The sequence below is a fragment of the Pseudomonas sp. P7779 genome (assembly GCF_013386315.1).
GTDB lineage: Bacteria > Pseudomonadota > Gammaproteobacteria > Pseudomonadales > Pseudomonadaceae > Aquipseudomonas.
Genome location: NZ_JACARZ010000027.1, coordinates 17,314 through 35,743 on the forward strand (window position 1 = coordinate 17,314; position 18,430 = coordinate 35,743).

Here is an 18,430-nt window from a genome sequence, read left to right on the forward strand (position 1 = left end):
CAGCGTCGGGCTTTTTTGTGCGCGATGTTCAGTACGCCGTCCTTTACTCGCGGATGAGTGTTGTCGCGATCGGGCCATTGCCCTACCATTTGTAGGCTTATGCCTAATTCGCCTAAGCATATAACTATAAAAATGGAGTCGTGATGATGTCTCTGGAACGAGTTCTGATGGGTAGCGCGTTGTTGCTGATGTTGGGCAATGCCCACGCGCTGGAGGGGAAAAACGTTTATATGCAGGGCGGCTCGCAGCCGGGAGCTGCGCCGTGCGTGGCCTGCCACGGGGCTGATGGCCTGGGGCTGGCAGCCGCGGGTTTTCCGCGTTTGGCCGGTTTATCGGCGGGGTATTTGCGTAAGCAACTGCACGATTTTAAAAGTGGCGCCCGGAACAGCCCGGTGATGCAGCCACTGGCCAACGCCCTCACGGAAGAGGAAGTCAGCGCTGTAACCCGGCAGCTGGCGGCAATGCCTGCGCCCGCACCTGTGCCGGTGCACCGCAGCGAGATGCCTACTGACGCTGCGCAAAAGATTGCCCTGCAAGGTGCGTGGGAGCGCCAGATTCCGGCCTGTGTCAGCTGTCATGGCCCGGCCGGCGTGGGCGTCGGCGACGGGTTTCCACCCCTGGCCGGACAATCTGCGGCCTACCTCGCGGCGCAGTTGAACGCCTGGCGCAGCGGCACGCGCCATAACGATCCGAATGATCTGATGGGCCATATCGCCAAATCCCTCAGCGCTGAAGAAGTGCAGGCCGTGGCCACCTATTTTGCCTCGTTGAGCGGCCAGGAGGCCAAGCCATGAAGCGCTTCTTGTTTGCTCCGCTGCTGGGAAGCCTGATCGGCGTACCCGTCCATGCCGCCCCTATTGCCATGGAAGACCAGTCACAGTTGCAGCCAGCCGGCGCTCATGGGGCTGCCGTGCAGTTCCAGCCGCCCAAAGAAAGCGAGCTGCCGGACAACGCCTACGGCAAGCTGGTGAAACAGGGCTACGCGCTGTTTGTCGACACCAAGCGCCTGGCGCCGCAATTTGTCGGTAATGGCCTCAATTGCAGCAATTGCCACCTGGACCAGGGTCGCCTGGCCAATTCGGCGCCGCTGTGGGGTGCCTACCCGATGTACCCGGCGTATCGAAAAAAGAACGACAAGGTCAACACCTTCGCCGAGCGTTTGCAGGGCTGTTTCCAGTTCAGCATGAATGGCGGCACGCCACCGGCTGCAGACAGCCCGGAGATTACCGCGCTGTCGGTGTATGCCTACTGGCTGGCGAGCAAGGCTCCCTTGGGCGTCGAACTGCCGGGCCGTGGCTACCCGGACGTGCCGGCACCCGCCAAGGGTTACGACCTGGCCCAGGGCGCAGAGGTCTACAAGGGCCAGTGCGCGGTGTGCCATGGCGCCGAAGGCCAGGGCCAGAAAGTGGGCGACAACTACGTGATGCCGCCGCTCTGGGGTAAAGACTCCTACAACTGGGGCGCCGGGATGCATCGAATCAATACGGCAGCGTCCTTCATCAAGCACAACATGCCCCTGGGCCAGGGCGGCAGCCTGACCGACCAGCAAGCCTGGGACGTGGCGGCCTACGTCAACCGTCACGAGCGTCCTCAGGACCCGCGCCTCGTGGACGGCTCCGTGGAGAAAACCCGGGTGAAGTTCCACGCCAATGACGGCGTCAATCTTTACGGGCAGACGGTCGATGGCGTACTGATCGGGCAAGGCATCCGTTAAACTGTCGATAACCCATAAAAAATGCCGCTGAATCAGCGGCATTGTCTTTTCGGAAACTCAGTCATGAAACGTGAGCAAGTCAGGGAACAGCATGCAGGGGGGCATATTTCTGCGACCCATGTGATTCAAAATCCCGCGGATACGGGCGAGTGGATCGTGTTCTTCAAGAAGAGCGGCGGTCGCAGTTACTTCCTGGTGGATGACCAGGATGAAGTCGAATCCTTCTCCCGCCTGGACGACTTGATCGAGACCATTCGCGGCCTGGGCATCAAGTTCGCCGAAATTCACATGTAATTATTTGCAGACCACCGTCACGCTGCGGGTCTTGTAGTTGCCGACATCCTTGCCCAGGGTCTTGTCGCTTTCTTTCAGGGCCGGTGTGCCTTCGGTGCCGACAATCCGGTAGCCGGTGCCCGCGCAGGACGCATCAGCCTTTTCATAACAGCTGGCCCAGGAGTTGGCTTCGCCGGAGCAGTCGATGGCCAGTCCTTGTTCGCCGTTCTTCAGGACCGTGTCGGAAGTGGTGGTGCAGCCACCTGTAAGCGCCAGTACCGCAATCAGTGCCAGGATCTTGTTCATGTAGGAGTCGTCATCAGGGTGTTGGAGGGGAGCGCTGACACTGTCGTGGGGCGTTACAGGCGAGATTATAGCGAACCGCCATCAACGTACAGACAAACACAAAAAAGCCCCGTCAAACGAGGCTTGATTGGCGTTACCGCGTTGTTACTTGGTTTTCGGACGCTTGCTCGACGCGTGGCCGGCTTCATCCACAAACACTTCGGCCACGGCACAGGCTTGAGCTTCGGTCGCGAATGCGCCGGCAACGCTGTCGCCATGGAAGTTGATCAAGTGCCAGCCGTCCGCTCGCTTGGTGATCAGGTAGCCGTTCACGCCTTTTGGTTCTGACATCTATCAATCTCGTTGTCTGGTTCAAGGGCGTAATGATAGCGCCAAACGGCGTGGGGCGGCGCAAGTTGTTGCAGGTCAGTGCCGATCGCCATAAAGCATGCTAAAAAGGTTGGAGCCCTTTGAATGACGGGCACAAGCCGACGATTTCTAACAGCGGCGAAGGTACTTGATTGAATGCCGGCGGAACTTACGCCGACATTTTTTCTCTATGTTGACATCGCAACGCCAGCAGGACCCATTGTAAGGTGACTGCGGCCTGATTAGACTGCGCCGAATTTCGTACGCACAGCCCTTTGTAAGGACTCATATGATCAAGAAATGCTTGTTCCCAGCAGCCGGTTACGGCACTCGCTTCCTGCCAGCGACCAAGGCCATGCCCAAAGAAATGCTGCCGGTGGTGAACAAGCCACTGATCCAGTATGGCGTGGAAGAAGCACTGGATGCCGGCCTGAACGAAATCTCGATCGTGACCGGCCGTGGCAAACGCGCCCTGGAAGACCACTTCGACATCAGCTACGAGCTGGAAAACCAGATCAAGGGCACCGACAAGGAAAAATACCTGGTCGGCATCCGTAAGCTGCTCGACGAGTGCTCGTTCTCCTACACCCGCCAGACCCAAATGAAAGGCCTGGGTCACGCGATCCTGACCGGTCGTCCGCTGATCGGTGACGAACCGTTCGCCGTGGTACTGGCCGATGACCTGTGTGTAAACCTGGAAGGCGACGGCGTCCTGACCCAGATGGTCAAGCTGTACCAGAAGTACCGTTGCACCATCGTCGCGGTTCAAGAGGTCGATCCTCAGGAAACCAACAAGTACGGCGTGATTGCCGGCGACGATATCGGTGATGGCCTGATCCGCGTACGCGACATGGTTGAAAAGCCAGCGCCGGAAGATGCTCCGTCGAACCTGGCGATCATCGGCCGCTACATCCTGACCCCTGACATCTTCAAGCTGATCGAAGAAACCGAGCCAGGCAAGGGTGGCGAGATCCAGATCACCGACGCCCTGCTGAAGCAGGCAAAAGACGGTTGCGTGATTGCCTACAAGTTCAAGGGTCGTCGTTTTGACTGCGGTGGCGCTGAAGGCTACATCGAAGCGACCAACTTCTGCTACGAGCACTTCTACAAGACTGGCAAGGCTTACTGATTCATCGTTGCCAGCCCGTTGAAAAAGCCTGCGAGTCGAAAGACCGCAGGTTTTTTTATGCCTTGCCCAAATAGCGGCTGGGGGCTTCGCCCAGTACCCGCTTGAACATTGCACCAAACACATTGCCGTTGGCATAGCCCATGTCCCGTGCAATAGCCCCCAATGGTCGGCCCTGGGCTAACTGGCAAACGGCTTCGGCAATCCGTAGCTGCTGGCGCCATTGGTTGAAGCTCAGCCCGGTTTCATCCCGAAACCGCCGGCGCAGGGTGCGCACGCTGGCGCCGATGGATTCACTCCAGTCTTCCAGGGTGGCCGGGTTCGCCGGGTCTTCCAGAAGCATTTCACACACACTGAGCAGGCGTTTGTCCCGGGGCAATGGCAGGCTGCAGCCTTCGGTTTGAGTCGCGGATATCAACTGGTGCAGCAGCAATGGCGTGAGCAGGGCAGTGTGGGCGTCGGGTGCGAGCATGCCCAGAATCAGCTCCCGCAGCAGTGGCTCTACCCTGATCAATCGGCAGGATTGCCACGCCGTGGGTAATTGATCGCTTTCCACGTACAGTGCGCGCATCGCAACCTCACCGACCATGTGCAATTCATGGTCGACACCCGGCGCAATCCAAAAGCCGTATGCCGGCGGGACGGTCCAGGCGCCCATGCGGGTCAGCACCCGGATCACGCCTTGGGTGGCGTGCACCAGTTGGCCATATTCATGGCTGTGCCAAATCTCCCGTGCGCCATCGACATAGTCATGGGCCCGAACCCGCAATTCCTCGCTGGTGCTGCGAGCGGGCGCCCCAAAGCGTTTACGCCAGATGTTGTCCAATCAAGAATGATTCCTGAGATGTAGGTTGGAACGGTCATTAATTGACCCGTGCGCGTAGAAGAATGACCGGATCTTTAACGCGATTCAATATTAAATAAGAACGATTAACAAAAAGACTTTTCAAGGAATCGTCATGTCCGGTGCGTTGTCTTCTCCTCCGTTTTACCTTTCCAGGCTGGCGCTGGTGGTGTTGGCGCTTGCTCCTGTTGTGTGGGCCGATGACGCGCCCATCGTGTTGAAGGACACCGCGGTGACAGCCGCCGAGGCCGAGCCGGCAGACGGCGTGGTGCCAGGCTATGTGGCGCGCAACACCACCGTGGGCACCAAAACCGGCGCGCCGATCGTGGAAACGCCGCAATCGATCTCGGTGGTCAGCCGCCAGCAGATGGATGACCAGGCGGCGCAAACCGTCGACCAGGCATTGCGCTACACACCAGGGGTTTACTCCCAGGATAACGACCTGCGGTTTGACCAGTTGAGCATTCGCGGCTTCGATGCCGACTCCTACCTCGACGGGCTCAAGCTCAATCGCACGACCTGGTTCGCTACGCCTCGGGTCGACCCTTGGTTTCTGGAGCGCATCGACGTGTTGCGCGGGCCAGCTTCCGTGCTGTACGGCCAGAGCGGGCCGGGCGGCCTGGTGGACATGCAGAGCAAGCGGCCGACGGATGAGCCACTGCACGTGTTGCAAATGAGCGTGGGCAATGACAACCGCTATCAGGCCGGCTTCGATTTTGGCGGGCGCCTGGACGAGCAGGGCGATGTGACCTATCGGCTGACCGGGCTGGGCCGCATGGCCGATACCCAGACCGATCACATCAAGGACCAGCGCATCGCCATCGCGCCGGCCATCACCTGGAACATCGACGACGACACCAGCCTGACCCTGCTGGCCAACTATCAATACGACCCGGAAGGTGGGCTGTTCAACCCGGTACCCGCGTATGGCACCGCGCTGCACAACCCGAATGGGCGCTTGCGCCCCGATGATTACCTGGGCGACCCGGACCGCGATCGCTTCAAGCGCAATCAGTTTTCCCTGGGCTACGCGTTCAGCCACCGGTTCAACGACACCTGGAGCTTTCGCCAGCACCTGCGCTATATGCATGATGACGTCGACTACTACCAGACTTCCCTCACCGGGCCGCTGGACGCCAACCTTGCCACCGCGCCGCTGTGGGCCAACGTCAATCATGAGCACCTTGGCCAGTTCGCCCTTGATAACCAGTTGCAGTCCGACTTCAGCACCGGCCCGGTCAAGCACACTGTGCTGATGGGGGCGGACTTCCAGCGGCTGTTGCAGACCATCAACCGGGGCGGTCAGTATTTCCCGAGTGCGATCAATATCTACAACCCCGACTTCAGCGCCTTGCCGAGGGTGCCGGTGTCCATCAACCAATACACCACCCAGAGCCAGTTTGGCGTGTACCTGCAGGACCAGCTCAGCTTCGACCATTGGCGCTGGCTGATCGGTGTGCGGCAAGACTGGGCGCGTACCTACGACAATCAGGACAGCGCGTTGACCGGCGCCAACCTGAGCAACACGCGCCAGCACGACGAGAAACTCACCTGGCGTTCGGGCCTGAGCTACGTGTTTGATAACGGCGTTGCGCCGTATGTCAGCTACAGCGAATCGTTCCAGCCGCAACTGGGCACTGACCGGCTGGGCGCGACATTTGTGCCGACCACCGGCAAGCAGTACGAAGCCGGCGTTAAATACCAGCCTGTGGGCTCCCGCAGCCTGTACAGCGCGGCAGTGTTCGACCTGCGTCAGCAAAACGTCCTGACCACCGACGATGTCGACCCCAATTTTGCCACGCAGAAAGGCGAAATCCGCTCCCGCGGCATCGAGCTGGAAGCCCATGCCGAGGTCACCTCGAACCTCAGCCTGATCGGTTTTTACACCTGGATGGACCAGCGCATCCTCAAATCCAATGACGGCGACCAGGGCGAACACCCGACCGGCATCCCGGGCAAGAGTGCCTCGCTGTGGGCGGACTACACCTTCCACGACGGCCCGCTGCAGGGCGTCGGTTTCGCGGCGGGTGCGCGCTACTTCGGGCCGAGCTACGGCAGCGCCGACAACACGCTGGAGGTGTCATCGCGCACGCTGTTTGATGCCGCGGCGCACTATGACGTGCAGAACTGGCGCCTGGCCCTCAACGCCAGCAACCTGTTCAACAAGGAATACCTGGCCTACTGCAGCAACGGTTTCCTTTGCTACTGGGGCGCAACCCGTTCGTTGCAGGCCAGCGCGACGTATCGCTGGTAAGGCGCTGACCTCTGGCGCGGCAGCAGGTATGCTGTTGTCCTGCCGAGGAGAGTGAAATGGCCTACGATTTTGACCTTTATGTAATTGGTGCCGGTTCCGGCGGTGTGCGCGCTGCACGATTCGCTGCGGGTTTTGGCGCCAAAGTGGCGGTGGCTGAAAGCCGCTACCTGGGCGGTACCTGCGTGAATGTGGGCTGCGTGCCGAAGAAACTGTTGGTATACGGCGCGCATTTCGCCGAAGACTTCGAGCAGGCCAGCGGTTTTGGCTGGTCCCTGGGTGAAGCGAATTTCGATTGGGCGACCCTGATCGCCAACAAGGATCGTGAAATCAACCGCCTCAATGGCATCTACCGCAACCTGCTGGTCAACAGCGGCGTAACCCTGCACGAAGGGCATGCGCGGCTGGTGGACCCGCACCAGGTAGAAATCAACGGCGAGCGTTTTACCGCCAAACACATTCTGGTAGCCACCGGTGGCTGGCCGCAGATCCCGGACATCCCGGGGCGCGAGCACGCCATTGGCTCCAATGAGGCGTTTTTCCTCAAGGAGCTGCCCAAGCGTGTGCTGGTAGTCGGCGGTGGCTATATCGCCGTCGAGTTCGCCGGGATTTTCCATGGCCTGGGCGCACAGACTTCGCTGCTGTATCGCGGCGACCTGTTCCTGCGCGGTTTTGACGGCTCGGTGCGCACGCACTTGAAGGAAGAGCTGACCAAGCGCGGCCTGGACCTGCAGTTCAACGCCGACATCGAGCGTATCGACAAACAGGCCGATGGCAGCCTCAAGGCCACCTTGAAAGATGGCCGCGTGCTGGAAGCCGATTGCGTGTTCTACGCCACTGGCCGACGTCCGATGCTCGATAACCTGGGGCTGGAAAACACTGGCGTCAAGTTGGACAAGCGCGGCTTTGTCGAAGTGGATGAGCTGTACCAGACCGCCGAACCGTCGATCCTGGCGATTGGTGATGTGATCGGCCGCGTGCAACTGACGCCAGTGGCCCTGGCTGAAGGCATGGCCGTGGCACGTCGCTTGTTCAAGCCTGAGCAATATCGTCCGGTGGACTACGCGATGATCCCGACGGCGGTGTTCAGCCTGCCGAATATCGGCACCGTGGGCCTCAGCGAAGAGCAGGCCCGTGAAGACGGGCACAAGGTGCAGGTGTTCGAAAGCCGCTTCCGGCCGATGAAACTGACCCTGACCGACTGCCAGGAAAAGACCTTGATGAAGCTGGTGGTCGACGCCGAGACCGACCAGGTCCTGGGTTGCCACATGGTCGGCCCCGACGCTGGCGAGATCGTGCAGGGCCTGGCGATCGCGCTCAAGGCGGGCGCGACCAAGCAGCATTTTGATGAAACCATCGGCGTGCACCCAACGGCGGCGGAAGAGTTCGTCACCATGCGCACGCCAGTGGCGCAGTAATCAGCCCTCGGTAGTTGCTTCCGGCACCGTCGCAACGACGGCTGCCAGGCGCAGCGCATCAATACTGGCCTGGGCCTTGACCAGGTCCAGTTCCAGGGTTTTGTTGGCCTTCTGATGCTCGGCCAGCGCTTCCTGGCGCGCCTGATTCTCCAGTTGGGCAACCCGCAAGCGCTCCTGCAACAGGGTACGCTCGCTGTCGATCACACTCACTTGCTCGCTCAATTGACGCTGCTGTTCACGGTCCTGGCGAGCCTGTTCCTGCAGTGCGCTCAATTCCTTCACGGTCACCCGATACTCGATCAGCAGGCGCTCGTTATCGCGGTGCAACTGAGTGATTTCATCCTGGCGCACCATCGCGCTCTGCTGGGCCTGGCGCAGCTCTGCCTGGACCTGCTGCAACTGGCCTTCATGGCGACGCTGTTCCTGCTCACGCTGGTCCTTGATCGCATTGCGGTAATGCTCCAGGGCGTCCCGGGCATGCAGGTGCTTCTCTTCCAGTGAGCGAATCTGCTCGTCCTTGTCGTTGATCCGCAACTCGTAATCGCTGCACGCCTGGCTCAGCCCGGCGTTGCGGGTTTGCTCGGTTTGCAGGCTGGAGCGAGTGCTTTGCAAGGCCGCGCTTTCATCGGCCAGGGCGGCGGACTGGATATCGAACTGCTGCTTGAGCTGGGAGTGGGCCGCTTCCAGCTCCTCAACCTGGGCGAGCAGGGCGGTTTTCTGTTGCTGGAACTGCGCCAGGGCCAGGTCGATAGGCTCCTGGGCCTTCTCCTTCAGGCGCTGGGCCAGTCGCGCCACCAGTTCACCCAGTTCGTCGTCGATGGGCGCTTCGGTGATGGTCTGGCGGGTTTCGCTTTCGTCCAGCTCCTTCAGATAGCGATGAATCGTGGTTTTCGAGCCGGTATTGCCCATCTCGATGCGTACTGCATCGATGCTCGGGTTTTCGCCACGGGCAAGGATCGCCAGGCGTGCCGTTTGAACTACTGCTTTATTGATGCCGCCGCGAGCCATGGAGTCTCCGTCGATTTGGTACTGTGGTACGTAGTATGTATATACGTACTATATCACGATTGTTTTAAAGCCGAAATTGATGATTTATCAGATGGGATATTGGCGTATTATCCCGTGTGATACAGGTTTGGAAATGGACAACAGCCAATGGCAGTACGGGCATGAGTGAGCTGGACCGTTATCTGAATGCGGCCACCCGCGATAACACCCGCCGCAGCTATCGAGCGGCAATCGAGCATTTCGAGGTGAATTGGGGTGGATTCCTGCCGGCGACCAGCGACAGCGTGGCGCGCTATCTGGTGGCGCATGCGGGCGTGCTGTCGGTCAACACGTTGAAGCTGCGTTTATCGGCGCTGGCCCAGTGGCACACCAGCCAGGGGTTTCCTGATCCGACCAAGGCGCCAGTGGTGCGCAAAGTCCTGAAAGGCATTCGCGCCCTGCACCCGGCTCAGGAAAAACAGGCGGAGCCATTACAGCTGCAGCACCTGGAGCAGGTCATCCAGTTCCTCGAACAGGAAGGCCACGACGCCCGAGGCGCAGAAGACCATCCCCGATGGCTGCGGGCCAAGCGTGACGCAGCGTTGATCCTGCTGGGTTTCTGGCGTGGCTTTCGCAGTGATGAGTTATGCCGGCTGAATATCGAGCACGTGCAGGCGGTGCCCGGTTCGGGCATCACCCTGTATCTACCGCGCAGCAAAAGCGATCGGGAAAATATCGGCCGCACGTACCAGACGCCGGCGCTGTTGCGGCTGTGCCCGGTGCAAGCCTATAGCGAATGGCTCAGCGCTTCAGCGCTGGTGCGCGGCCCGGTGTTTCGCGGCATTGATCGCTGGGGCAACCTGGGCGAGGAGGGCTTGCACGCCAACAGCGTGATCCCGCTGTTGCGCCAGGCGCTGGAGCGCGCCGGGATTGCGGCCGATCAGTACACCAGCCACTCCCTGCGCCGGGGCTTCGCTACCTGGGCTCATCGCAGTGGCTGGGACTTGAAGTCGTTGATGACTTACGTCGGCTGGAAAGACATGAAATCGGCCATGCGCTATGTTGAAGCGACGCCCTTTCTCGGCATGACCCGGGCATCCCTCGAGTGATTCAAGGTTTCTTCTATTAATACAGTCTCTTGATAGTGAAAACCAATCGTCAGCATCAGGTTTGCCAATGAGCCATCGGCCGGGAGAGTGGGTAGGATTCACCTCATCAACTTACTAAGCCCTTCTACAAACCTGACGGAGAGTCAACGATGCCTATCATCAACAGCCAAGTAAAACCGTTCAAAGCTACCGCCTACAAAAACGGCAACTTCGTAGACGTGACTGATGCTGACCTGAAAGGCAAATGGTCTGTCGTCTTCTTCTACCCAGCCGACTTCACCTTCGTCTGCCCAACCGAACTGGAAGACCTGGCTGACAACTACGCCGAATTCCAGAAACTGGGCGTCGAAATCTACAGCGTTTCCACCGACACCCACTTTGCCCACGCTGCCTGGCACAACACCTCGCCAGCCATTGGCAAAATCCAGTACACCATGATCGGCGACCCGACCCTGACCATCTCCCGCAACTTCGACGTGCTGATCGAAGAAGCTGGCCTGGCAGACCGTGGCACCTTCGTGATCAACCCTGAAGGCCAGATCAAAATCGTTGAACTGAACGATGGCGGCGTTGGCCGTGACGCTTCCGAGCTGCTGCGCAAAATCAAGGCGGCCCAGTACGTTGCTGCTCACCCGGGCGAAGTCTGCCCAGCCAAGTGGAAAGAAGGCGAGGCCACCCTGGCTCCGTCCCTGGACCTGGTCGGCAAGATCTAAGTCTGTGAAATGCCAAGGGCGGGTTACCGCACCTAAGTAAGCTGCATCCGCCCTAGAAACGCCCGGGCGAGATTCGCTCGGGCGTTTTTTTGTCTGCAATAAACCGAATTAATAGGAAATCGCCCGTATGTTGGACGCCAATCTTAAAGCTCAGTTGAAGTCATACCTGGAACGGGTCACCCAGCCGATCGAGATCGTCGCCTCCCTCGATGACGGTGCGAAATCCCAGGAAATGCTTGCCCTCTTGCAGGATGTAGCCAGCCTTTCGACGCTGATTACCCTGAAAAGCGATGGCAATGATGCGCGCAAGCCATCGTTCTCCATCAACCGCCCGGGTGCCGATATCAGCCTGCGTTTTGCCGGCATCCCAATGGGCCATGAATTCACTTCGCTGGTGTTGGCGCTGCTGCAAGTCGGCGGCCACCCCTCGAAGGCCAGTGTCGAAGTGATTGAACAGATTCGCGCCCTTAAAGGCGAGTTCAGCTTCGAGACTTACTTCTCGCTGTCGTGCCAGAACTGCCCGGACGTGGTCCAGGCGCTGAACCTGATGGCAGTATTGAACCCGAACATCCGCCACGTCGCCATCGACGGTGCGCTGTTCCAGGCTGAAGTCGATGATCGTCAGATCATGGCCGTGCCCAGCGTTTACTTGAATGGTGTGAACTTCGGCCAGGGCCGCATGGGCCTGGAAGAAATCCTCGCCAAGCTCGACACCAGCGGTATCGAAAAAGCCGCCGAGAAAATCAGCGCCAAAGATGCGTTCGACGTACTTGTCGTCGGCGGTGGCCCAGCGGGTTCGGCAGCGGCTATCTACGCTGCACGTAAAGGCATCCGTACCGGTGTTGCAGCCGAGCGCTTCGGCGGGCAGGTGCTGGACACCATGTCGATCGAGAACTTTATCTCGGTGCAGGAAACCGAAGGGCCGAAACTCGCCAGCGCCCTGGAGGCCCACGTGCGTCAGTACGACGTGGACATCATGAACCTGCAGCGTGCTACTGCGCTGATCCCGGCGAAAAACAACGGTGAACTGCACGAAATCCGTTTCGAAAGCGGTGCGACCCTCAAGTCCAAGACCGTGATCCTGGCCACCGGTGCCCGCTGGCGTGAAATGGGTGTACCGGGCGAGCAGGAATACAAGGCCAAGGGCGTGTGCTTCTGCCCGCACTGCGACGGCCCGCTGTTCAAGGGCAAGCGCGTGGCGGTGATCGGCGGCGGTAACTCCGGCGTTGAAGCAGCCATCGACCTGGCCGGTATCGTCAGCCACGTGACCTTGCTTGAGTTTGACAGCAAGTTGCGCGCCGACGCCGTGTTGCAGCGCAAGCTGTACAGCCTGCCGAACGTTGACGTGATTACCAGCGCGCTGACCAGTGAGGTCAAGGGGGATGGCCAGAAAGTTACCGGCCTGGCCTACAAGGATCGCGACAGTGGCGAATTCAAGACTATCGACCTGGAAGGCATCTTTGTACAGATCGGTTTGCTGCCCAACACCGACTGGCTCAAAGGCACTGTGGAGTTGACTCCACGTGGCGAGATCATCGTCGATGCACGTGGTGAGACTTCGCTGCCAGGCGTTTTTGCCGCCGGCGACGTAACGACTGTGCCGTACAAGCAGATCGTGATTGCAGTAGGCGAGGGCGCCAAGGCTTCCCTGAGTGCTTTCGATCACCTGATCCGCACTTCCGCCCCGGCATAAATTCCGGCCCGGAAATGAAAAACCCCATGAGTGATCATGGGGTTTTTTATTGCCGGCGGAACCTTACAGCGGCGTTGGCTGAATGATTTCAACCCAGTACGCATCCGGGTCTTTCACGAAGGCCAGGCTTTTCATGCGGCCGTCACTCAGGCGCTTCTGGAAGTCGCAGCCCAGTTTTTCAAAGCGCGCGCAGGCAGCAACGATGTCCGGCACCGAGATGCAGATATGGCCAAAGCCACGCGGGTCGGTGTTGCCGTTGTGGTAGGCAAAGTCCGCGTCGTTTTCGGTGCCGTGGTTGTGGGTCAGTTCGAGGATGCCCGGGATCGACTTCATCCACTGGGTGCGGGCGGCAGCGTCGGCCGGGATCTGGGCCTTGTCGACCAGGGCCAGGAAGTACAGGCTGAATTCGGCTTCCGGGAAGTCACGTTTTTCAACCAGGGAAAAACCCAGTACGCGGGTGTAGAAATCCAGCGACTTGGTGATGTCCTTGACCCGCAGCATGGTGTGGTTGAATACGAAGTTCGTGGTGGCGGCGTCAGGCTGGGCGGTGACGCCCGGGAAAGTGTTCAGTTCGTGCAGGCTCATGGGCCCTCCAGAGAAAAATGGGGCAAACGTGGCTCCGGTTGGAGCATCCCTTGGCTTGCGGCTGGCATCCGTGCAGCCGGTCCATGATACGCAGCCCTGCCGGTTGCGCCAAATGAAAAAGGTCACGCAACCCTTGCGGCCAGCGGGTGCAGGGGCCCAAACTTTGTCGCTTGAACCTTGAGTGTTTTTCGTAATGACCGGATTTCGCGCACCGTTGTTGAGTACCCTGGGCCTGTTGCTGGGCAGCACCGCTGCATGGGCGGCTGACCCGGAAATTCATTGGCCCAGCGGCTGGCAGGTAGAGGAAGTGGCGCCCGACGACCAGGCCCCGGCACAACCGTCGGCGGTGTCCCGCCAGCGGGCCATAAAGAATGATGAGAATGGCGCGACCTTGATGGTCATGGAGTTGACGGGCACGCCAATCGAAGCGGGGCATACGGTCAACCTGCAAGGTGTGCTGCTGGAAATGCGCAAATCCATCCAGAAGGACTTTGCCCAGGGTGGTTATCAAAGTGTGTGCACCAAGATGCACCCCACAACATTGAGCCGGCTTGAGGCATTGGAAACTACCTGTGTAATCACCGAGAACGGTCGGCATGTGCTGTCGCAAACGTTGGTGGGGGCTGTCGATACCGATAAGGCCTATGTTTTTTCATACGCAGGCCAGGCCGACGCTTACGAATCAAGCAAGGATGAAGTCAGTTCGGTGCGTGACAGCCTTAAACTTTGAGCGTTGTAGGCATCGCGACAAATAAGTCGATTTGAACAAAGTGAAATGTTTTTTAAAGTTCGTTTTTGAAAGTGCCAGCGTCCTGATTTGTTTCACTATCGATGCCTGTAAACAAAAAAGCCCTGCATGTGCAGGGCTTTTCTTAGTGCGTTTGTACTAGCCGCAAAGCATTAGCCGCGAAGCCAGGAGTCTACTGTGGCTGCGCCGTACTGTTCTTTCCACGCCTTCAGGCCGCGATGGTTGCCGCCCTTGGTTTCGATCAGTTCACCCGTGTGCGGGTTGTGGTAAACCTTGACGACGCGGGCACGGCGCTGTTTGGGTGCGGCAGCGACGGAAGCGCCGGACTTGCCCGGGTTAGGATCCAGGATGGAGATGATGTCGCGCAGGCTTTTGCCGTAGGTCTTCATCAGCCCTTGCAGCTTTTCTTCGAATTCGATTTCTTTCTTCAAACCAGCATCGTTCTTCAGGGATTCCAGCTGGGCAAGCTGCTCTTGAAGGGCTTTTTCTGCTGCGCGAAATTCGGCGAGTCTGGACAAAATCTATACTCCAATAGTGTATTTGGCTGATATCTACTGCAAACAAAGCGATAAGCCAAGAGCCTTAAGGCGACTCAATGAAAGTGGCCTTCCTGCCAATTCAGCACAGGCAGGAAAAATTGTAGTAGTTAATCAGTCATGAGTAAATCATGTCTTTTGTATAAATAACAATATTTCCGTTGAAGTGGCTGGCTATTCAATGGCTGTTCAGGAATCTAATGAACTCGTCGCAAGGTACAGGCTTGCCAAACAGGTAGCCTTGCAAGAAATCAACGCCTTGGGCCGCCAGATAGTCGCATTGTTCTTGTGTTTCGACGCCTTCGGCAACGATGCCCAGGTCCAGCTTGGCAGACAGTTCAATAATGCTGTCGAGTATATGCCGCGAGAGTGCATCAACACCGATCATTGCCACGAAGCTTTGATCTATCTTCAAGTAATCGACATTGAAGTTGCGCAAATAACCGAGGCTGGAGTGGCCGGTGCCAAAGTCGTCGATCGCGATCATTACCCCCATTTCATGCAGCGCCTGGAACAGCTGGCGGGTGATATCCGTGGGTTCGATCAACTCGCGCTCGGTCAACTCCAGGACCAGGATCACCTTGCCCGGCGGGAAGGCAGCGAGGAAGTCCCGGCAGTCTTCCACCAGCTCCAGGTCGTGACAATGGCGAGCGGTAATGTTGATGCCCACGTGAAAATTGTCGGCAAACTGCGCGGTGTGGGGCGCCAACTGTGCGGCGGTCTGGCGCATCAGGGCGCGGGTCATCGGTACGATCAGGCCCGAATGTTCGGCCAGGGGAATGAACAGGTCCGGGCGCACCAGGCCTTCCCTGGGATGATTCCAGCGCATCAGCACTTCACAGCCGGCCCACTGCCGGATGTTGTCGCCACGCACCACTGGCTGGTAATAGGGCACAAATTCATTGGCGCCCAGGGCCCGTTGCAGTTCCAGGGTCGGTGCCGATGAGCGCTTTTGCAGCCAGTGGGCGAGGATGCCTGCCAGCACGCCGAAAAACACCACCAGAACGAACAGTGCAGGATACCGCGCCTGCATGTAGCGCCAGGTTTCACCCTCCGGCATCCCGGCTTCCACGCTGTAGGTATACCGTGTGGAGTCGAGATGATGATGCGCGACGGAAAATGTCGGCAGCGTTGTGCTGTGCACCTTGCCATCCGCCGCCAGCCAGTTAGGCCCCACCTGCAACACCAGGTCGGTATATCGGCTGATCAGGCGCAAGGCGTTTGTCAGGTGGTAGCCATCGATGGAGGCAAAGGCCCCCCGGTCTCCCTCGGTGAGGCGATAAACAAGCAATGCGGTGTCGGGTGTCACCGGGTTGCCTTTCATCAGCCAGAGACGACCGCCGACGTAGTCCTCAGGGTTGACCGGTGACTGGTAGTTGCCACCAAACAACGAGCTGCAATAGATGTTGCGCTGCCAGGATAAGGTGGTGGCGCGCACGAACGGCCGGCGGGTGACCTGTTCCCGCAGCTTCAGTTGAGTCGGGTTATCACATTCATGGCCGGCCAGTGGCAGCAGGTCCTGGGCGGCGAGGGCGGTGTTGTCGAGCATCAGGTCAAACTGGCGCACGGCCTCCTGGGCGGTTTGCGCGGTGCTGTGCTCGAGGGTGCGCCCGGCTTGCCAATACAGGATAAGCACACCCAGCAAAATGGGCAGCGCGCCACTGAGCAGGGTGATCAGATGGCGAGTGGAGGCCTTTCGGGGGCCTTTGACGGTCAGTGGCATTTGCGCAGCCTGTAGCGGGAGAGGGCAATAGGACGCTCAAATGCGGTCGGGACAACCTCGGTGGCCTTCCAACAAAGCGTATTGGTATTGGCCATGATAGATGGCGGCAGGCGTCTGTGCATGTTCAATAAAGCTTCAACCGTGTGGCCAGTTGAATAAATGCCAGGGTTGCCGGGGAGGACTGCCGACGGTCCAGTACCGCCAGCCCCACCTGGCGTTTGACGGCAGGCTTGAGCGGTTTGATCAGGTAATCCGCCTGCGTGGATTCAGGCAGCGACAACTCGGCGACAATGGTCACGCCGTCGCCCCGGCGCACGGTGTCCAGGGTGCTGAGCAGCTGTGAGCAGCGGTAACGCACATCCGGCTGCAACCCTGCACCGACGAACAGCCTTGAGACCAGTTCGGCCGAACCGGCCTGGGTCAGGATAAAAGGTTCACCACACAGCGCTTTCAGGCTGACACTTGGCTGCGGGCCCAAGTGATGCCCCAAGGGCAGCAGCGCGACCAGTTGGTCCTCAATCAACGGGAACGTATCGAAGCGCTCTTCAGGCAGCACCACAAACCCAACGTCGACGCGCCGCTCTTCCAGCCACTGCGTCACCTGGCGATCGGGGCCTTCGTCGACATGCACCTCGATGCCCGGATGCTGCTCGCGAAAATGCTGCAGGATCGCGGGCAACAAGCGAATCGATGAGGTCGGCCCGAACGAGCCGATGCGCAGCGTGCCGCGCTTCATCCCGCGGGCATCGGCGGCTTCCTGTTGCAGCGTGTTGGCCAACCCGAGCATGGCCCGGGCGCGCGACAGCAGTTGTTGGCCGATATCGCTGAGTTCGACCTGGGACTGATGACGTCGGATCAACTCCACACCCAGTTCCTGCTCCAGGGATTTGATCGCATGGGACACCGCCGATTGGCTGATGCCCAGGCGATTGGCGGCGCTGGTGAAACCTTGCAGTTCGGCCACCAGGGAAAAGATTTCCAGTTGGGTAAGGGTCATGAGTATTTACTCATTTTACGATGATCGGGGATTAGCCAAACAATAAGCCAATCCCGTGTCTTGTGAGTAGAAATCTGATGAACCCGAGCCCTGACCGTCTGACATATCTGAAGCTGGCGGCCGTGACCATGATCTGGGGCGGCACCTTCGTTGCCGGGCGCTATCTGGCGGCAGGCCTGGACCCACTGTTGGCGGCGACCGTGCGCTTTGCACTGGCCAGCCTGGCGCTGCTGGCCTTCCTGGGCGTCGCGCGTATTCGCCTGGTGCGTCCGACCACCGCGCAATGGATGCAATTGATGGTGCTGGGCTTTTTCGGGATCTTTTTCTACAACCTGTGTTTTTTCTACGGCCTGCATTACATCAATGCGTCCCGGGCGTCGTTGATCGTGGCGCTGAACCCGGCAGTGATTGGCCTGGCCTCGTGGCTGCTGTTCAAGGAACGCCTGGGCTGCTTCAAGCTGGTGGGGATCGCGCTGTGCCTGGGTGGCGCAGGGCTGGTGATCGTCAGTCGCAACCCGCAGTTGCTGCAGGGCACGGCAGATGCGTGGGTAGGCGACTTGCTGATTTTCGGCTGCGTGGTGGGGTGGGGCGTGTACTCGCTGTTTTCCCGGGGTCTCAACCAGCGCCTGGGGCCATTGCAAACCGTGACCTGGTCGATCCTGCTGGGCACGCTGATGCTGACGATCACCACGCTGGTGACGGGCCGACTAACGATGGCCGCATTGGGCCGGATTGATCTGCCCCAACTGATGAGTTTGCTGTACCTGGGCGTGCTGGGCTCGGCACTGGCCTACATCGGCTACTACGATGGCCTGCGCCGCATCGGCGCCACCCGTGCGGGTGTATTTATCGCCCTCAATCCGCTGACGGCAGTGATCTGCGGCGCATTGCTGCTTGGCGAGCAACTGACCGTGCCGATGCTGCTGGGTGGGGCGGTCATTCTGCTGGGCATCTATCTGTGCAACAAACCCCTTGCGCGGGCCAGGGCAATGGGGATTTGATAAGAGTACGGACAAATCTGTTTACGCTGTGTAGAATCGATTTACGCATACAAGAATA

Annotated in this window: 19 protein-coding genes; 11 read left to right on the top strand and 8 right to left on the bottom strand. The window is 59.2% G+C overall.

All coding sequences use genetic code 11. The features are described 5' to 3' along the window. Positions 1-143 precede the first annotated feature (143 nt). The 3 genes from HX869_RS09905 (at position 144) to HX869_RS09915 (ending at position 2,008) form a co-directional block, all read left to right on the top strand. Positions 144-794 carry a c-type cytochrome gene (locus HX869_RS09905; RefSeq protein WP_256344302.1) on the top strand — a complete coding sequence of 217 codons (651 nt, stop codon included), beginning with the start codon at positions 144-146 and terminating at the stop codon, positions 792-794. Then, positions 791-1,714 carry a c-type cytochrome gene (locus HX869_RS09910; protein ID WP_003212583.1) on the top strand — a complete coding sequence of 308 codons (924 nt, stop codon included), beginning with the start codon at positions 791-793 and terminating at the stop codon, positions 1,712-1,714. The genes HX869_RS09905 and HX869_RS09910 overlap by 4 nt, the downstream gene beginning before the upstream one ends. A gap of 63 nt (positions 1,715-1,777) precedes the next feature. After that, positions 1,778-2,008 carry a hypothetical protein gene (locus tag HX869_RS09915; protein WP_003212582.1) on the top strand — a complete coding sequence of 77 codons (231 nt, stop codon included), beginning with the start codon at positions 1,778-1,780 and terminating at the stop codon, positions 2,006-2,008. Here HX869_RS09915 and HX869_RS09920 read toward each other — a convergent pair whose 3' ends face one another. Together HX869_RS09920 and HX869_RS09925 are read right to left on the bottom strand one after the other, a co-directional pair. Further along, the gene (locus HX869_RS09920; protein ID WP_003212581.1) at positions 2,009-2,293 is read right to left on the bottom strand and encodes a hypothetical protein; all 285 of its coding nucleotides are present in this window, start codon (positions 2,291-2,293) and stop codon (positions 2,009-2,011) included. A 144-nt stretch (positions 2,294-2,437) separates the two neighbouring features. Then, on the bottom strand, positions 2,438-2,623 hold the full coding sequence (locus tag HX869_RS09925) for a hypothetical protein (protein ID WP_003212580.1): 186 nt from the start codon (positions 2,621-2,623) through the stop codon (positions 2,438-2,440). Positions 2,624-2,930: 307 nt separating this feature from the next. Between HX869_RS09925 and galU the strand changes: the two genes are divergently transcribed. After that, the gene (galU, locus tag HX869_RS09930; RefSeq protein WP_003212579.1) at positions 2,931-3,770 is read left to right on the top strand and encodes a UTP--glucose-1-phosphate uridylyltransferase GalU; all 840 of its coding nucleotides are present in this window, start codon (positions 2,931-2,933) and stop codon (positions 3,768-3,770) included. Positions 3,771-3,825: 55 nt separating this feature from the next. On the opposite strand, the gene HX869_RS09935 is transcribed toward galU, so the two are convergent. Next, entirely contained in the window at positions 3,826-4,593 is a 768-nt protein-coding gene (locus HX869_RS09935; RefSeq protein ID WP_008432512.1) for a helix-turn-helix domain-containing protein, read from the bottom strand. A gap of 133 nt (positions 4,594-4,726) precedes the next feature. Here HX869_RS09935 and HX869_RS09940 point away from each other — a divergent pair, with 133 nt between their 5' ends. Continuing rightward, on the top strand, positions 4,727-6,865 hold the full coding sequence (locus HX869_RS09940) for a TonB-dependent siderophore receptor (RefSeq protein ID WP_134326572.1): 2,139 nt from the start codon (positions 4,727-4,729) through the stop codon (positions 6,863-6,865). 56 nt (positions 6,866-6,921) lie between these two features. Then, a complete protein-coding gene (gene gorA / locus HX869_RS09945) occupies positions 6,922-8,280 on the top strand; it encodes a glutathione-disulfide reductase (protein ID WP_178903027.1) in 1,359 nt (452 codons plus the stop codon). Here the strand turns inward: gorA and HX869_RS09950 are convergent, their stop codons facing one another. Beyond that, positions 8,281-9,288: a DNA-binding protein gene (locus tag HX869_RS09950; protein ID WP_178903028.1), complete on the bottom strand. Its 1,008-nt coding sequence runs from the start codon at positions 9,286-9,288 to the stop codon at positions 8,281-8,283. It lies immediately after the preceding gene. A 161-nt stretch (positions 9,289-9,449) separates the two neighbouring features. Between HX869_RS09950 and HX869_RS09955 the strand changes: the two genes are divergently transcribed. The 3 genes from HX869_RS09955 to ahpF all read left to right on the top strand — a co-directional run bounded on the left by HX869_RS09955 (position 9,450) and on the right by ahpF (position 12,782). Further along, positions 9,450-10,376 carry a site-specific integrase gene (locus HX869_RS09955; RefSeq protein WP_102369017.1) on the top strand — a complete coding sequence of 309 codons (927 nt, stop codon included), beginning with the start codon at positions 9,450-9,452 and terminating at the stop codon, positions 10,374-10,376. Between the two features lie 149 nt (positions 10,377-10,525). Beyond that, entirely contained in the window at positions 10,526-11,089 is a 564-nt protein-coding gene (gene ahpC, locus HX869_RS09960; RefSeq protein ID WP_003173835.1) for an alkyl hydroperoxide reductase subunit C, read from the top strand. A gap of 127 nt (positions 11,090-11,216) precedes the next feature. Continuing rightward, a complete protein-coding gene (ahpF, locus tag HX869_RS09965; RefSeq protein WP_003212573.1) occupies positions 11,217-12,782 on the top strand; it encodes an alkyl hydroperoxide reductase subunit F in 1,566 nt (521 codons plus the stop codon). Positions 12,783-12,845: 63 nt separating this feature from the next. On the opposite strand, the gene gloA is transcribed toward ahpF, so the two are convergent. Beyond that, positions 12,846-13,367, bottom strand: a complete 522-nt coding sequence (gene gloA / locus HX869_RS09970) for a lactoylglutathione lyase (RefSeq protein ID WP_178903029.1) — start codon at positions 13,365-13,367, stop codon at positions 12,846-12,848. A gap of 193 nt (positions 13,368-13,560) precedes the next feature. On the opposite strand from gloA, the gene HX869_RS09975 reads away from it, so the two are divergent. Beyond that, the gene (locus HX869_RS09975) at positions 13,561-14,097 is read left to right on the top strand and encodes a DUF4946 domain-containing protein (protein WP_008432526.1); all 537 of its coding nucleotides are present in this window, start codon (positions 13,561-13,563) and stop codon (positions 14,095-14,097) included. Between the two features lie 170 nt (positions 14,098-14,267). Here the strand turns inward: HX869_RS09975 and HX869_RS09980 are convergent, their stop codons facing one another. The 3 genes from HX869_RS09980 to HX869_RS09990 form a co-directional block, all read right to left on the bottom strand. Continuing rightward, positions 14,268-14,633, bottom strand: coding sequence for a histone-like nucleoid-structuring protein, MvaT/MvaU family (locus HX869_RS09980; protein ID WP_003212570.1), 366 nt, complete (start codon positions 14,631-14,633; stop codon positions 14,268-14,270). 196 nt (positions 14,634-14,829) lie between these two features. Then, complete coding sequence (locus tag HX869_RS09985; protein WP_178903030.1) at positions 14,830-16,374, bottom strand: EAL domain-containing protein; 1,545 nt, start codon at positions 16,372-16,374, stop codon at positions 14,830-14,832. Positions 16,375-16,498: 124 nt separating this feature from the next. Next, the gene (locus HX869_RS09990) at positions 16,499-17,371 is read right to left on the bottom strand and encodes a LysR family transcriptional regulator (protein ID WP_178903031.1); all 873 of its coding nucleotides are present in this window, start codon (positions 17,369-17,371) and stop codon (positions 16,499-16,501) included. 77 nt (positions 17,372-17,448) lie between these two features. On the opposite strand from HX869_RS09990, the gene HX869_RS09995 reads away from it, so the two are divergent. Further along, complete coding sequence (locus tag HX869_RS09995; RefSeq protein ID WP_178903032.1) at positions 17,449-18,372, top strand: DMT family transporter; 924 nt, start codon at positions 17,449-17,451, stop codon at positions 18,370-18,372. The last annotated feature ends 58 nt before the right edge of the window (positions 18,373-18,430 follow it).

Bases quoted from the DNA above. Each gene is read 5' to 3' on its own strand.
- HX869_RS09920 (WP_003212581.1), bottom strand. From the start codon at position 2,293: ATGAACAAGATCCTGGCACTGATTGCGGTACTGGCGCTTACAGGTGGC.
- galU (WP_003212579.1), top strand. From the start codon at position 2,931: ATGATCAAGAAATGCTTGTTCCCAGCAGCCGGTTACGGCACTCGCTTC.
- HX869_RS09975 (WP_008432526.1), top strand. From the start codon at position 13,561: ATGACCGGATTTCGCGCACCGTTGTTGAGTACCCTGGGCCTGTTGCTG.
- ahpF (WP_003212573.1), top strand. From the start codon at position 11,217: ATGTTGGACGCCAATCTTAAAGCTCAGTTGAAGTCATACCTGGAACGG.
- HX869_RS09925 (WP_003212580.1), bottom strand. From the start codon at position 2,623: ATGTCAGAACCAAAAGGCGTGAACGGCTACCTGATCACCAAGCGAGCG.
- HX869_RS09905 (WP_256344302.1), top strand. From the start codon at position 144: ATGATGTCTCTGGAACGAGTTCTGATGGGTAGCGCGTTGTTGCTGATG.
- HX869_RS09955 (WP_102369017.1), top strand. From the start codon at position 9,450: ATGAGTGAGCTGGACCGTTATCTGAATGCGGCCACCCGCGATAACACC.
- HX869_RS09985 (WP_178903030.1), bottom strand. From the start codon at position 16,374: ATGCCACTGACCGTCAAAGGCCCCCGAAAGGCCTCCACTCGCCATCTG.
- HX869_RS09990 (WP_178903031.1), bottom strand. From the start codon at position 17,371: ATGACCCTTACCCAACTGGAAATCTTTTCCCTGGTGGCCGAACTGCAA.
- ahpC (WP_003173835.1), top strand. From the start codon at position 10,526: ATGCCTATCATCAACAGCCAAGTAAAACCGTTCAAAGCTACCGCCTAC.
- HX869_RS09950 (WP_178903028.1), bottom strand. From the start codon at position 9,288: ATGGCTCGCGGCGGCATCAATAAAGCAGTAGTTCAAACGGCACGCCTG.
- HX869_RS09910 (WP_003212583.1), top strand. From the start codon at position 791: ATGAAGCGCTTCTTGTTTGCTCCGCTGCTGGGAAGCCTGATCGGCGTA.
- HX869_RS09915 (WP_003212582.1), top strand. From the start codon at position 1,778: ATGAAACGTGAGCAAGTCAGGGAACAGCATGCAGGGGGGCATATTTCT.
- HX869_RS09995 (WP_178903032.1), top strand. From the start codon at position 17,449: ATGAACCCGAGCCCTGACCGTCTGACATATCTGAAGCTGGCGGCCGTG.
- gloA (WP_178903029.1), bottom strand. From the start codon at position 13,367: ATGAGCCTGCACGAACTGAACACTTTCCCGGGCGTCACCGCCCAGCCT.
- HX869_RS09940 (WP_134326572.1), top strand. From the start codon at position 4,727: ATGTCCGGTGCGTTGTCTTCTCCTCCGTTTTACCTTTCCAGGCTGGCG.
- gorA (WP_178903027.1), top strand. From the start codon at position 6,922: ATGGCCTACGATTTTGACCTTTATGTAATTGGTGCCGGTTCCGGCGGT.